At 56.4% G+C, this 13130-nt stretch carries 14 protein-coding genes; 6 read left to right on the top strand and 8 right to left on the bottom strand.

Translation table 11 applies throughout. The features are described 5' to 3' along the window. Positions 1 to 105 precede the first annotated feature (105 nt). Together BM323_RS04225 and BM323_RS04220 are read left to right on the top strand one after the other, a co-directional pair. Positions 106 to 1695, top strand: a complete 1590-nt coding sequence (locus tag BM323_RS04225; protein WP_008106491.1) for a PTS transporter subunit EIIC — start codon at positions 106 to 108, stop codon at positions 1693 to 1695. 80 nt (positions 1696 to 1775) lie between these two features. Then, positions 1776 to 2672 (top strand): LysR family transcriptional regulator, encoded by an 897-nt coding sequence (locus BM323_RS04220; protein ID WP_008106489.1) that lies wholly within the window; start codon positions 1776 to 1778, stop codon positions 2670 to 2672. Here BM323_RS04220 and BM323_RS04215 read toward each other — a convergent pair. The 7 genes from BM323_RS04215 to sapA all read right to left on the bottom strand — a co-directional run bounded on the left by BM323_RS04215 (position 2669) and on the right by sapA (position 10173). Further along, complete coding sequence (locus BM323_RS04215; RefSeq protein ID WP_008106487.1) at positions 2669 to 3790, bottom strand: CMD domain-containing protein; 1122 nt, start codon at positions 3788 to 3790, stop codon at positions 2669 to 2671. The two genes, BM323_RS04220 and BM323_RS04215, sit on opposite strands and share 4 nt — an antisense overlap. Positions 3791 to 3987: 197 nt before the next feature. Continuing rightward, the gene (gene fabI / locus BM323_RS04210) at positions 3988 to 4776 is read right to left on the bottom strand and encodes an enoyl-ACP reductase FabI (RefSeq protein WP_007892455.1); all 789 of its coding nucleotides are present in this window, start codon (positions 4774 to 4776) and stop codon (positions 3988 to 3990) included. A 128-nt stretch (positions 4777 to 4904) separates the two neighbouring features. Next, on the bottom strand, positions 4905 to 5708 hold the full coding sequence (sapF, locus tag BM323_RS04205; RefSeq protein ID WP_008106485.1) for a putrescine export ABC transporter ATP-binding protein SapF: 804 nt from the start codon (positions 5706 to 5708) through the stop codon (positions 4905 to 4907). 2 nt (positions 5709 to 5710) lie between these two features. Further along, positions 5711 to 6706 (bottom strand): putrescine export ABC transporter ATP-binding protein SapD, encoded by a 996-nt coding sequence (sapD, locus tag BM323_RS04200; RefSeq protein ID WP_008106483.1) that lies wholly within the window; start codon positions 6704 to 6706, stop codon positions 5711 to 5713. Continuing rightward, a complete protein-coding gene (gene sapC / locus BM323_RS04195) occupies positions 6706 to 7596 on the bottom strand; it encodes a putrescine export ABC transporter permease SapC (RefSeq protein WP_008106482.1) in 891 nt (296 codons plus the stop codon). The genes sapD and sapC overlap by 1 nt, the downstream gene beginning before the upstream one ends. Then, positions 7583 to 8548 carry a putrescine export ABC transporter permease SapB gene (sapB, locus tag BM323_RS04190; RefSeq protein WP_008106480.1) on the bottom strand — a complete coding sequence of 322 codons (966 nt, stop codon included), beginning with the start codon at positions 8546 to 8548 and terminating at the stop codon, positions 7583 to 7585. Before sapB ends, sapC begins: the two co-directional genes overlap by 14 nt. A gap of 2 nt (positions 8549 to 8550) precedes the next feature. After that, a complete protein-coding gene (sapA, locus tag BM323_RS04185) occupies positions 8551 to 10173 on the bottom strand; it encodes an ABC transporter substrate-binding protein SapA (protein ID WP_008106478.1) in 1623 nt (540 codons plus the stop codon). A 170-nt stretch (positions 10174 to 10343) separates the two neighbouring features. Here sapA and BM323_RS04180 point away from each other — a divergent pair, with 170 nt between their 5' ends. Beyond that, a complete protein-coding gene (locus BM323_RS04180) occupies positions 10344 to 10607 on the top strand; it encodes a hypothetical protein (RefSeq protein ID WP_036648917.1) in 264 nt (87 codons plus the stop codon). Between the two features lie 30 nt (positions 10608 to 10637). Here BM323_RS04180 and pspF read toward each other — a convergent pair whose 3' ends face one another. Next, complete coding sequence (pspF, locus tag BM323_RS04175; protein WP_008106474.1) at positions 10638 to 11636, bottom strand: phage shock protein operon transcriptional activator; 999 nt, start codon at positions 11634 to 11636, stop codon at positions 10638 to 10640. 164 nt (positions 11637 to 11800) lie between these two features. Here pspF and pspA point away from each other — a divergent pair, with 164 nt between their 5' ends. The 3 genes from pspA to pspC are packed head-to-tail and all read left to right on the top strand — an operon-like array spanning position 11801 to position 13098. Next, positions 11801 to 12466, top strand: a complete 666-nt coding sequence (pspA, locus tag BM323_RS04170; RefSeq protein ID WP_008106471.1) for a phage shock protein PspA — start codon at positions 11801 to 11803, stop codon at positions 12464 to 12466. A gap of 60 nt (positions 12467 to 12526) precedes the next feature. Then, positions 12527 to 12754, top strand: coding sequence for an envelope stress response membrane protein PspB (gene pspB, locus BM323_RS04165; protein WP_007888081.1), 228 nt, complete (start codon positions 12527 to 12529; stop codon positions 12752 to 12754). Further along, the gene (gene pspC, locus BM323_RS04160; RefSeq protein WP_008106469.1) at positions 12751 to 13098 is read left to right on the top strand and encodes an envelope stress response membrane protein PspC; all 348 of its coding nucleotides are present in this window, start codon (positions 12751 to 12753) and stop codon (positions 13096 to 13098) included. Before pspB ends, pspC begins: the two co-directional genes overlap by 4 nt. Positions 13099 to 13130: the final 32 nt, after the last annotated feature.

Raw genomic sequence — 13130 nt, 5'->3', positions numbered from 1 at the left:
AGCGTGACCTAAGTCAAACTTTCCCGGCTGTTCAGGGGCGGCGGTTACGTGCTGCTGAGATAACTGGCTAATAATTGCTCTTTCCATTCTGAAAAGGGCACGCGCATGAAGAATCTGGCAAGCCAAATTCACGCCTTCGGTAAAGCCTTAATGATGCCCATCTCGGTGATCGCTGCCGCAGGGATCTTTCTTGGCCTGGCCGCCGCAATGCAAAACCCGGCGATTACCGGCGATGCCTTCGCCAATCTACAGGTGCCGCAACTGATCATCGGATTTATTCGTAAAGTGGCGGGCGCGCTGTTCGCCAATCTGCCGCTGTTCTTTGCGGTGGCCAGCGCCATCGGGCTGGCGAAAGCGGAGAAACCCACCGCCGCCTTTGCCGCTGTGATTGGTTATATCGCCATGAACGTCGGTATCAACTCCACGCTGGCGTCGAAAGGATTGACGGCCGCCACCACCACGCCAGAAGCGCTACAGAAAGCGGGCATGGACCAAACCGCTGCGATGATGACGTCCGCCGAATACATCGACATGCTCGGCATCTTTACTTACAACATGAGCGTGCTGGGCGGCGTGATTGCCGGATTGATTACCGTGGTGCTGCACAACCGCTTCTACACCCAGCAACTGCCGACGGCGATCAGCTTCTTTGGCGGACGCCGCTTTGTGCCAATCGTTACCGTGGTGGTGCTGCCGCTGGTGGGCGTGCTGCTGGCGTTGATTTGGCCGACCATCGGCGCAGGCATCGCGTGGGTTGGCCTGATGATTGGTAAGAGCGGGCAATACGGCGCCTTTCTGCTCGGCACCAGCGAACGTCTGCTGATTCCCACCGGCTTGCACCATATCCTCAACGAAACTGTGCGCTTCACGCCGATTGGCGGCATGGCAACGGTGGATGGGCAAAGCATCGTTGGCGCGCTCAATATCTTTAACACATCTCTGACGCATCCCGGCGCTATCCCGGACGATACAGTGCGCGGCGCCACGCAGTTCCTCGCGCAGGGCAAAATACCGGTAATGATGTTTGGCTTACCGGCCGCCGCGCTGGCGATTTACCACACCGCGCGCCCCGAACATAAGCAGCGCGTCAAAGCGCTGGTGCTGGCCGGTGCGCTGACCTCCTTTACCACCGGCATCACCGAACCGCTGGAGTTCTGTTTCATTTTTGTTTCGCCGGTGCTGTATATCCTGCATGCGCTGTTAACCGGCCTGTCATTTATGTTGATGTCGATGCTGCATTTGATGATTGGTAACGTGCAGGGCGGCGCGATCGATCTGGTGGTGTTTGGCATTCTCGGCGGCAGTAAAACGCATTGGTGGTGGACGATTGTCCTCGGCGTGATTTATGTGCCGATTTACTACTACGGCTTCCGCTTTGTGATTACGCGGATGCGAATAGAAACGCCGGGGCGCGAATCCGATGAGGAGCACAAGCCCGAACAAGTTGCGGCGGATGAGCGCACCAAAGTGATCATTAGCGGGCTGGGCGGTGAAGCCAATATAGAGGACGTCGATTGCTGTTTCACCCGGCTGCGCGTGCGGGTTAAACAGATGAATGAAGTGGTTGATCAAACCTTACTGACCACCGGCGCGAACGGCATCAATCGCGTCAGCGAACACGACGTGCAGGTAATTTACGGCCCGCAGGTCGAAAAGATCGCCAACGACGTAAAAAGTGCCTTGGGCGTGGCGTAACGCAATGGTCGCTGCGCGTGGGCTCAGCGCAGCGGCAACCGCCATGATACACTGCCGTTTTCCAGCCAATTCTGCTTTCCATGGACATCAAACAACTCATCTATCTTTGTAATCTGGAACGCGAGCGCCACTTTGGCCGTGCGGCAGAAGCCAGCTTTGTCAGCCAGCCGACGCTGTCGATGCGTCTGAAAAACCTTGAGCGCGAATTAGGGCTGTCGCTGATCAACCGCAGTAACAATTTCGATGGCTTCACGCCGGAAGGCGAGCGCGTGCTGACCTGGGCGCGGGAAATTGTCTCGGTGTATCAGGGATTAAAGCTGGAAGTGGAGTCGCTCAAGCATGGTGTCAACGGTACGTTGCGGCTTGGCGTCATGCCGCAATGCAGCGTGGCGCTACCTGCATTGTTGAAAGCGGTGGAAGCGCGTTATCCGCAGCTCGACTATCGCGTTGCTGCGATGAGCGCCGATCAGCTACTGGAAGCGCTCAACAGCCACACTGTGGATGGCGGTATCGGCTTTTTTGAACTGACGTCGCTGCGCGAGCTGCATTTCCAAACCGCGCTGTTAAAAGATCCGGGCGTCGAAGCGCTGTTTAATCCGGCGCATTTCCCGGTGCTGCTGGAGCAAGAGAGCATCTCGCTCACCACGCTTGCCAGCCAGCCGCTGTGTCTGGCGGAGCCGACGCGCTATTTTCGTCGTTATCTCGATGGGCAACTGCGCGAAACCGGCTTGATACCGCGCGTGATTGTTGAGAGCGCGTCGATCATGCAGCTGCTGCAAAGTGCGCAGGTTGGCCTCGGCGTGATGGTGTCGCCATGCGGGCATCTGTTGCCGGAGCTGATGCAGAATCTGGCGCGGCGGCCGATTGAGATGGCGCCGATGGGCAGGCAGGCGGCGTTAGTGATTGCCGAGCCGGGCAGAGCATCGCCGCTGGCTCAGCATTTCTTTGATGAAGCGCGGCGGCATCTGCCCGATTAACGGGTTTCGCCGAGCGCCATCAGCACGCGATCCTGCCAGCTGGCAAAGGCTACCGCTTGTAACAAGGTGAAGATGCGTTCGCTGCCCCAGCCCGCGTTCAGCAGCGGTTGCAGATGCGCAGCGCTGAAGCGGTCGGGCAGGCGAGTGAGCTGGGCGCTGAGTAAAATCACCGGCGAAGCTTTGCCAGCGCTTTCGACATCCTGCACCAGCGCGGCTCGCCATTCCTCAGAAACACGATCAAACTGACGTCGACAACCCAGCACCCGCGCGCTGACCGCCAGCGCCAGCGCTTCATCCTCGGCAAAATGTTCACTCAGCCGTTGTTTTAGGGTGGCGAAGCCATACAGCGCTTGCGCATCATGCACCAGCAACCAAATGGCATCATCCAATCCGTCAATGCCTTGACAGAAAGTCACCGCCGCCAGCTGATCGGCGCTGGCGTAGCGCAGTTCAACCGGTTTCAGCGCGTGCTGCCAGCTGTCGTTGCGGGCAAACAGCGCTGCGCTGGCATCTGGCGGCGGTGAAACGCCCGGAATCCAGCGCACCGGCAAGCCCATCATCGCCTGCAGCGCGGCCACCACGCGCGACTGATAGCTGACATATCCCACCAGTTGATTGAGCGTGACAATATCCGGTTCGGTTAAACCCACCGCGTCCAGCGCGCTGATGCTGTTGGCGGTGATAAGTTCCGGCTGCATAGCCAGCTGCCGCGCATACTGTGTGATTTGCGTCAGGCGATTATTACTTTCGCGTGACGAGTCCGGGCCGGGCAACGGATTTAGCCGAGCGGAGTAGTGATTGCACAGGCGCTGCACGCCGGCGACCTGCGCTACCGTCAGCGCGGTGCTGAGGCGATCGTACAGCGTTAAGGTGTGGGTCAAACTGATAGCAAGCGTATCGGGAAACAGAATCTGGCTGAGATCGCGCGCGGCCAATAAAGCAGGCTGAAAATGCGACAGCAGCGGCTGTAACGCGGTCGCTTCCTGTTGCAAACCGAGTAAGAAACGATCGTCGATATAGGCGGCTTCGGGCACCAGCGGCGCAGTGGCGGTGCTATTCGGGCGAGTCTGGCTTTCATAAAACCAGTGGTCATGGCCGGGAGAACGGCGTTGTTCCATGGTCATTCCTTGCGCTAAAAACGGACTTGCTGCATAGCGTGCGAATCTGAAAAGCAGGCATGCAACAAAGGGCTAGCTTATCGTCGCTGAAGGGCTGTCCACGGCAAAAGAATGATGGGGAATAATTAATAGCTTACGAGTATAAGAGGGGATTTTTTGGAGAAGAGGTCGCCATGAATGGCGACCCTACGTAAATCTTATTTCAGTTCCAGCTCGTTCATTGCGGCAATGCTGAAGCCGCCATCAACGTGTACCACTTCACCGGTGATACCACCCGCCAGATCAGAGCACAGGAATGCCGCTGAGTTACCCACGTCTTCGATGGTAACGGTACGACGAATCGGGGTAACCGCTTCGCAGTGCGCCAGCATCTTACGGAAATCTTTGATGCCTGATGCAGCCAGCGTACGGATTGGACCGGCAGAAACGGCGTTAACACGCGTGCCTTCTGGACCCATCGCGTTCGCCATATAGCGCACGTTGGCTTCCAGAGACGCTTTCGCCAGACCCATCACGTTGTAGTTCGGGATGGCGCGCTCTGCACCCAGGTAAGACAAGGTCAGCAGGGCAGAATTCGGGTTCAGCATCGCACGGCACTCTTTCGCCATCGCCACAAAGCTGTACGCGCTGATGTCGTGAGCGATTTTGAAGCCTTCACGGGTAACGGCATTCACGTAGTCGCCATCCAGCTGATCGCCAGGTGCGAAACCGATGGAGTGAACGAAACCGTCAAATTTCGGCCAGGTTTTTGCCAGTTCGGTGAACAGCGCAGTGATGCTCTCGTCTTCAGCCACATCGCATGGCAGAACAATGTCTGAACCCAGATCTTTAGCAAACTCTTCCACACGACTTTTCAGTTTGTCGTTCTGGTAGGTGAAAGCCAGTTCTGCGCCCTGTTTGTGCATCGCCTGCGCAATACCGTAGGCGATTGAGAGTTTACTGGCAACGCCAGTAATCAGAATGCGCTTACCGGAAAGAAAACCCATAGCTGTAATCCTTTTGGTCATTGTTGTTGGCGGTCGCGATGGTTGAAAATTAGGCGACCGACGTTAATCTCGTGCGAAGTCTAGCACGTCTGTATAAATGCGGTAAATCGCACCGCGTTTTCCGCGCCTTAACGCTCGCGGCGCCAGGCTTCGGCGGTTAAGGCTTCACCAAAGTGGCTGGTGATCAGGCGTTTGGTGAGATCGTGCAGCGGCGAGGCCAGGACATCGGCGGTGCCGCCGCGCTCAACCACTTCGCCCTGATGCATCACCAGCACCTGATCGCTGATGTGCTTCATCATGCCGAGATGCTGGGTAACGTAAATATAGGCGATGCCGTGCTTCTCCTGCAGTTCCAGCATCAGGTTCACCAACTGCGAACGCATGGTCATATCCAGCGAGGCGAGGGCTTCATCGGCGACGATGACTTTCGGCTGCAGAATCAGCGCACGCGCCAGCGCCAGACGCTGCTTCTGGCCGGGCGCCAGCATGTGCGGATAGTAACCAGCGTGGTCGCGCAGCAAACCGACCTGACGCAGCGTGGCAATAATGCGTTTTTCACGCGCCTCATCATCCAGTTCGGTATTCAGGCGCAGCGGGAAATCGAGAATCTGGCTGATGCGCTGACGCGGATTGAGCGAGGTTGAAGGATCCTGAAAAATCATGCGAATGCGCTGGCTGCGATAGCCGTAATCGCCGTACTCCAGCGGGTGATCGTCAATCAGCATTTCGCCTTCGCTCGGCTCGACCATGCCGCTGAGCATCTTCGCCAGCGTCGATTTCCCCGAACCGTTTTCACCAATCACCGCCAGCGTCTGTTTCTCACGCAGGGTAAAACTGACGCCTTTCACCGCCTCAACGTGCTGACGACGAAACAGGCCGGTGCGATAGCGGTAGGTTTTACTCAGGTTGCGCACTTCCAGCAGCGTTTCCATGTTTACTGGCTCTCCATATTCAGTGGGAAGTGGCAGGCAAACAGATGCGCTTTATTGCCGGTCAGACGCGGCGTTTCGATGCACTTACGCTGCGCATACGGGCAACGCGGCCCCAAACGACAGCCAATCGGCAAATGTTCCAGCGAAGGAATCGCGCCAGACAGTGTGTTCAGGCGGCTTTTGTGCGGCAGCGCGCTACCGAAATCGGGCATCGCACGGATCAGCGCCTGAGTGTAAGGATGATGCGGCGACTCCATCAAATCTTCGCTTTGCGCACTTTCCACTGTTTGCCCGCAATACATCACATTGATGCGGTCGGCCCAGTGGCTCATGGTGCGCAGATCGTGGCTGATCAGCAAAATGGTGGTGTTGTTATTCTGGTTGAGGCGACTCAACAGGCGGAAAATCTGCGCCTGCGTGGTCGGCTCCATCGCATTGGTCGGTTCATCGGCAATCAGCAAACGCGGCTGATTGGCCAGCGCGATGGCGATCATCACTTTCTGGCATTCGCCATCGGTGAGTTCGTACGGGAAACTGCGCATGATGTCTTTATGATCTTTGATACCGACGCGGTGCAGCAGCTCAATGGCGCGCACTTTTCGCCAGAACCACAGCCGTTTAAACCAGCGACCTTTATGCGTCCAGCGAGGAATCGCCTGCATCAACTGGCGACCAATACTTTCCGACGGATCAAGACAGGATTGCGGCTCCTGGAAAATCATCGACACGTTATGGCCAACAATCCGGCGGCGTTCGCGCGGTGACAGGCGCAGCAGATCAATATCATCAAACACCATACGATCGGCGGTGACGCGCCAGTTGTCTTTGGTGACGCCACAAATCGCTTTAGCGATCAGGCTTTTACCTGAACCTGACTCGCCGACCAGCCCACGGATTTCGCCTTCGGTGAGCGTCAGGTTGATGCGATCGACCGCTTTGACCGGACCGTCAGCGGTCATAAATTCAATGGTCAGGTTACGGATATCCAGTAGCGGCATTATTCTACTCCCGCTTCTACTGCGCGACGAATGCCGTCGCCCAGCAGGTTAACGATCAATACGCTGACCATCAGCGCCACGCCCGGCAGCATCACCGTCCAGGGTGCAACGTAGATCAGCTCCAGCGCGTCACCGAGCATCGCACCCCATTCGGGTGACGGCAGCTGCGCGCCAAGATCGAGGAAACCGAGTGCGGCGATGTCGAGAATCGCCATCGACAGCGAGCGGGTAAATTCGCTCACCAGCAGCGGTAGCACGTTAGGCAGCACCGCATTCCACAAGATATTCAGGTTGCGCGCGCCATCGAGACGCAGCGCCACCACATACTCTTTTTCCATTTCATCATGCACAGCAGTATAGATCTCGCGCACCAGACGTGGGATCAGCGCGAGAAACACCGCCAGCATCGCGTGTTCCAGGCGCGGGCCGAGAAACGCCACCACGATAATTGCCAGCAGCAGCGAGGGAATCGACAGCAAGGTATCCAACACATGATTCATCACCGCCGAGCGCACGCCATGCGTAATACCGGCAAACACGCCAAGCACCAGCGCACAAATCGCCGCCAGCACCGTTACCAAAATCGCTGAACCCACGGTAGGCGCTACGCCGCTCAGCAGGCGGCTCAGCACATCGCGACCTAAATCGTCGGTGCCGAGGAAGAAGGAGACATCGCCATAGCGTGACCACGACGGCGGCAGCAGCTGATAACCGAGGAATTGCTGATCGATGCCATACGGCGCCAGCAGGCCGCCAAACAGGCATAGGAACAGCAGCAGGCCAAAGCCGTACAAGCCGACCATGCCGCTGGTATCGCGATATAAACGCTGCCAGCTGCGACGCAGCGTGCTGGGCAGCCGCTTCTCGTCGTAGACATTATCTAAGGGCATACCATTCCTTATGTTTCAGCGGGTTAAGTGCTGCACCCAGAATATCGGACAACACGCTGACCAGAATCACCAGACCGCCCACCACCATCACGCCAGCGGAAATTGCCGCGTAATCCTGCTGGCGAATGGCGTTAATTAACCAGCGGCCAATTCCCGGCCAGTTGAACACCACTTCGGTGATCATCGCCAACGTCAACATGGTGGAAAATTGCAGGCCAAGGCGCGGAATCACCGGCGGCAGCGCATTGTGCAGCACGTGGCGGCGGATCACTGTGAAGCGTGACAGGCCGCGCGTGGCGGCGGCTTTAACGTAGTTCTTGTCCATGACATCGCTGGTGCTGCTGCGCAGCAAGCGAATCATCTCAGTGGCTGGTGCAACCGCCAACACTACGACCGGCAGAATCATGTGCGTCAATGCGCTGATCAGCATTTCATGCCGCCATGGCGATGGGCTCAGCCAGGCATCAATCAGCGCAAAGCCGGTAACGTTTTGCACCGGATAGAGCAGGTCGAAACGCCCGGAAACCGGCAACCAGCCGAGCGTTAATGAGAAGAACAGCGTAAACAGCAGCGCCAGCCAAAACACCGGCATCGAGAAGCCGAGCAACGCCAGCGCGCTGATGGCTTTATCCTGCCATTTTTTGCGCATCACGCCGGCGCAAATTCCCAGCGGAATGCCCACCAGCAGCGCCAGAATAAACGCCATCACGCACAGCTCCAGCGTGGCGGGGAACACTTCGCGCAGCTGAAGATCAATCGGTTGGCCGTTGGTGCTGGAGACGCCGAAATCAAACTGCAGTAAGCCCTTAAACCAGAACCACCACGCATCAAACAGCGAAGCACCTTCAAGCGGGGCGTTTGGCGTGAAGTAGCTCAGGCTAAAGCTCACCAGCGACAGCAAAAACAGGGTGATCAGCAGCAGCACCACGCGACGCAGAATATAGATAATCATGCTTACTCCTCGCTGCTCTCATCGCGGTAAACGCCGGCGAAAGAGGCGTTACCAAACGGGCTTAACACCAAACCTTTGATGTCATGCCGATAGGCTTGCAAACGCAGCGACGAGGCCAGCGGCAGCACCGGCAGCTCTTGCGCCAAAATCTGCTGCGCCTTGTCGTAGCTATCAATGCGCGCCGACAGCTGCTGGGACAATAGCGCGTGCTGCAACGCCTCATCAAAGGCGGGCGAGCACCAGTGTGCGTAGTTGGTCTGCGAACGGATCGCCGCGCAGCTTAATAGCGGACGGAAGAAACTGTCGGGATCGTTACTGTCGGTTGCCCAGCCGGTAAGCGTGAGATCGTGATTCATCTCCATCAACTGCGCTTCCTGGAAACGACCTTCCACCGGCGCGATGGTGACGCGCACGCCAATCTGCGCCAAATCCGCCTGCAACAGCTCGGCGGTTTTCAGCGGGCTGGGATTCCACGACTGCGAGGAAGAGGGCACAACCAGACGTAAATGCAGATCTTCCAGCCCCAGCGCTTTCAACTCTTCACGCGCTTTGGCCGGGTTGTATTCGGTGACGCGCGCATCGTTGTCATAAGCCCAGGAGGCACGTGGCAAAATGGAAGCCGCAGTTTCGGCGGTGCCGTAATAGATCGACTCCATCAGGCGTTCGTTGTTGATCGCCAGCGCCAAGGCATGGCGAACTTCCGGGCGATCGAGCGGCGGCTTGCGGGTGTTGAATGCCAGATACGCGATGTTCATACCAGGACGCAGCGTCATGCGCAGACGCGGATCGTCGCGCAAAATGCTCAGCTGGCTGGCGGCGGGATAGGCCAGTACATCGCATTCGCCGGTCAGCAGTTTGGACAAACGTCCGGTGCCGCCAACGCCCAAATCAATCACCACCTGTTGCAGACGCGGCACGCCTTTCCAGTACTGCGGATTGCGCGCCAGGCGCAGATATTGTCCAGTGCGGTATTCGCTCAGTTGGAACGGGCCGGTGCCGACCGGTTCGCGATCCAACTGTTCCTGCTGGCCTTTGGCGCTGAGATTATTGGCGTACTCCTGCGACAAAATCGGCGCGTAATGCGTCGCGATGTGCCACAGGAATGAGGCGTCCGGGCTGTTGAGGCGGATTTCAACCGTATCGCTATCGAGCTTTTTCACGCTCTGCACTGAATCGGCAAACTGCAGGCTGTCAAAGTAGGGATAGCTGCCGCCGTTGACGTTATGCCACGGATGTTTGCGATCAAACATGCGCGCAAAGCTGAACACCACATCGTCGGCGTTCATTTTACGCGTCGGTTTAAACCAGTTGGTGTGCTGGAAGGCGACATCTTTGCGCAGGTGGAAACGGTAGGTTGCGCCGTTATCCCGCACTTCCCAGCTCTGGGCGAGGTCGGGGATTAACCGATAAGTATAAGGATCCACGTCCAGCAGCCGGTCATACAGCTGCGCCGCCAGCGTATCAACGACTAAGCCGCTGCTGACCATTTGTGGGTTGAAGGTATTAACCGTGCCGTTAACGCAATAGACAAAGCCGCTATTGCGGATGTTGTCCGTTGGCGCGGCCCACGCTGACGCGCTCATCATGCTGAGACCAAGCAGCAGAGAGGGGAATAATTTTGGCATAGAACTCAACGATTCTGAGGCAATAGCGTGAGTGTATCTTAAACGTCACGTACTCCCCAAATTCGCGACGCTTCTGCTGTGTTTTTCGCCAAAGTGGCGATGAGGTAATCACAATCTCTGTGTGGAAATGAGAAATATTCTCAATTAGGGGTTTACAGATGATAATAAGAATGATTATTATTCTTCTGCGCTTCGACGGTGGCTCTACCGAAGAAGAGCACGACATTGCTCACATTGCTTCCAGTATTAGTTGCCCGCGTCTCGCGGGCTTTTTTTGTGTGACGTTTTTCCCGTCATCTTTTACGCCGCTGCTGCGTTGGCTGCGCACGCTAACCCCGGTCACATACTGGTGTATGCTCCCGGGGATTATCGCACTTGCCGCCTTGCATCAGCGCAAAAGCTTTTGGGAAAAGCGCCACACACCTGTGCGATAAAACGTAGGGTCGCCATTAATGGCGACCTGGCTAATCCTCGCCGCGGGCCTGAATCCCGTGCTTCTTCATCATGGCCCGCAACTGATGATACGTCACACGCAACAACTCGGCGGCGCGGCGCTGGTTGTATTTGGCCTGCTGCAAACTCGCTTCAACCATCTCGCGTTCCTGCTGATTTTGCCACTGACGTAAATCCAGCGGCAGGGAAGGCAAAGCAGATGAGGCCGGTTCGGCTGTGACGTCGGCGGGCGGAGTGCGTGGTGCAAACGGGTTGATGATGATGTTATCCAGCTCCTCGTCGGCGCTGTGATGGCGATAGACCGAACGCTCGACCACGTTTTTCAGTTCACGTACGTTGCCGGGCCAGCTGTGATTCAGTAGCGTCAGTTGGGCACGATCGCTGAAGCCGGGAAATAGTGGCAAGCCTAGCTCGCGGCACATTTGAATAGCGAAATGGTTAGCCATCACCAGAATGTCACTGCGGCGTTCACGCAGCGGCGGCAGCTGCACCACATCAAATGCGAGGCGATCGAGCAGGTCGGCGCGGAATTTTCCGGCGGCGGCAAGCGCGGGCAGATCTTCGTTGGTGGCGCACACCAGCCGCACATTGACCTGCAAAGATTGATTACCGCCCACGCGCTCTAGCTGGCCATATTCAATCACGCGCAGCAATTTCTCCTGCACCAGCATCGGTGCGGTGGCGAGTTCATCGAGAAACAGCGTGCCGCCATCGGCGCGTTCGAAGCGTCCCAGATGGCGTTTTTGCGCCCCGGTAAATGCGCCGGCTTCATGGCCGAACAGTTCGGAATCGAGCAGGTTTTCATTTAGCGCGGCGCAGTTCAGCGAAACAAACGGGCCTTCCCAACGGTTCGACAGATAATGCAGGCGGCTGGCGATCAGCTCTTTCCCTGTCCCGCGTTCGCCAATCACCAGCACCGGTTTTTCCAGCGGTGCCAGGCGCGAAACCTGTTCCAGTACTTCAAGAAAGTTATTCGATTCACCCAAAAGGTTGTCAGAACTATTCGACATGATGAAATTCGCCACTGATTAATCAATTTCACTACCTTAAGGGATGTTCTGGCGGATGTAAAATAAACAAATGTCGTAAAATCAATAAATTAAAAGTTGGCACGCGAATTGTATTAGTGATGAGCGCCTCGCGCACCTACATACAAAATTTGAGGAACATCATTATGGGTATTTTTTCTCGTTTCGCCGACATCGTGAACGCTAACATCAACTCTCTGCTGGAGCGCGCCGAAGATCCGCAGAAACTGGTACGCCTGATGATTCAGGAAATGGAAGACACGCTGGTAGAAGTCCGTTCAACCTCAGCCCGCGCGCTGGCAGAAAAGAAACAGCTGCTGCGTCGCAGTGAGCAAGCTGAAATTCAGCAGGCCGAATGGCAGGAAAAAGCGGAGCTGGCGATCAACAAAGGTAAAGAAGATCTGGCGCGTGCTGCTTTAATTGAGAAGCAGAAGCTGACCGATTTGATTGCTGCGCTGCAGCAGGAATCTACCCAGGTTGAAGAGACGCTGGACCGCATGAAAGGTGAGATTGGTGAGCTGGAGAAAAAACTCACTGAAACCCGTGCACGTCAGCAGGCATTAACGCTGCGTCATCAGGCGGCATCGTCATCACGTGATGTGCGTCGTCAGCTCGACAGCGGCAAGATTGATGATGCAATGGCGCGTTTCGAATCCTTTGAACGTCGCATCGATCACATGGAAGCAGAAGCTGAAAGCCAGCGTTTTGGTAAGCCAAAAGGTCTGGATCAGGAGTTTGCCGAGCTGAAAGCCGATGATGAAATCAGCCAGCAGCTGGCCGCGCTGAAAGCCAAAATGAATCGCCCTGAGTGATCGCCACGGGCCTGATTGCGGGCCCGAGTTAAAAATGGTGTTAGTGATTAAGGAGAGTCAATGAGCGCACTTTTTTTAGCCATACCCTTAACGATTTTCGTGCTGTTTGTCGCACCAATCTGGTTATGGCTGCATTACAGCAACAAACGCAACGGCGGCGCCGATTTATCGTCGAGTGACCTGCAGCGTTTGCAACAAATTACTCAGGATGCGCGCCGCATGCGTGAGCGTGTGGAAGCGCTGGAAGCCATTTTGGATGCCGAACATCCAAACTGGAGGCAACCATGATGAATGGCCGTAAACTGTGGCGCATTCCGCAGCAAGGCAAAGTGCGCGGCGTGTGTGCGGGTATTGCTGAGTACCTCGATATCCCGGTGCGCTTGCTGCGTGTGATTGTGGTTCTGTCGCTGTTCCTTGGGCTGTTTATGTTCACCATCGTCGCCTATTTTATTCTGGGCTTTGTGCTGGACGAGAAACCCGTTGATGCCTCATCTGAACGGGCACCCAGCGCACGTGAACTGCTCGACGAGCTGGAAACAACGCTGCAAAGCGATGAACGCAAGGTGCGCGAGGTGGAACGCTACGTGACCTCTGAAACGTTCAGCGTACGCAGCCGCTTCCGCCAGATTTAAATTCCCGGGCTTTCGGGCCCACTTCTTCTTTT

This window comes from Pantoea sp. YR525 (assembly GCF_900116775.1).
GTDB classification, from domain to species: domain Bacteria; phylum Pseudomonadota; class Gammaproteobacteria; order Enterobacterales; family Enterobacteriaceae; genus Pantoea; species Pantoea symbiotica.
The sequence above is the reverse complement of the archived record's forward strand: the minus strand, read 5'-3'. Positions and strand labels throughout refer to the sequence as shown.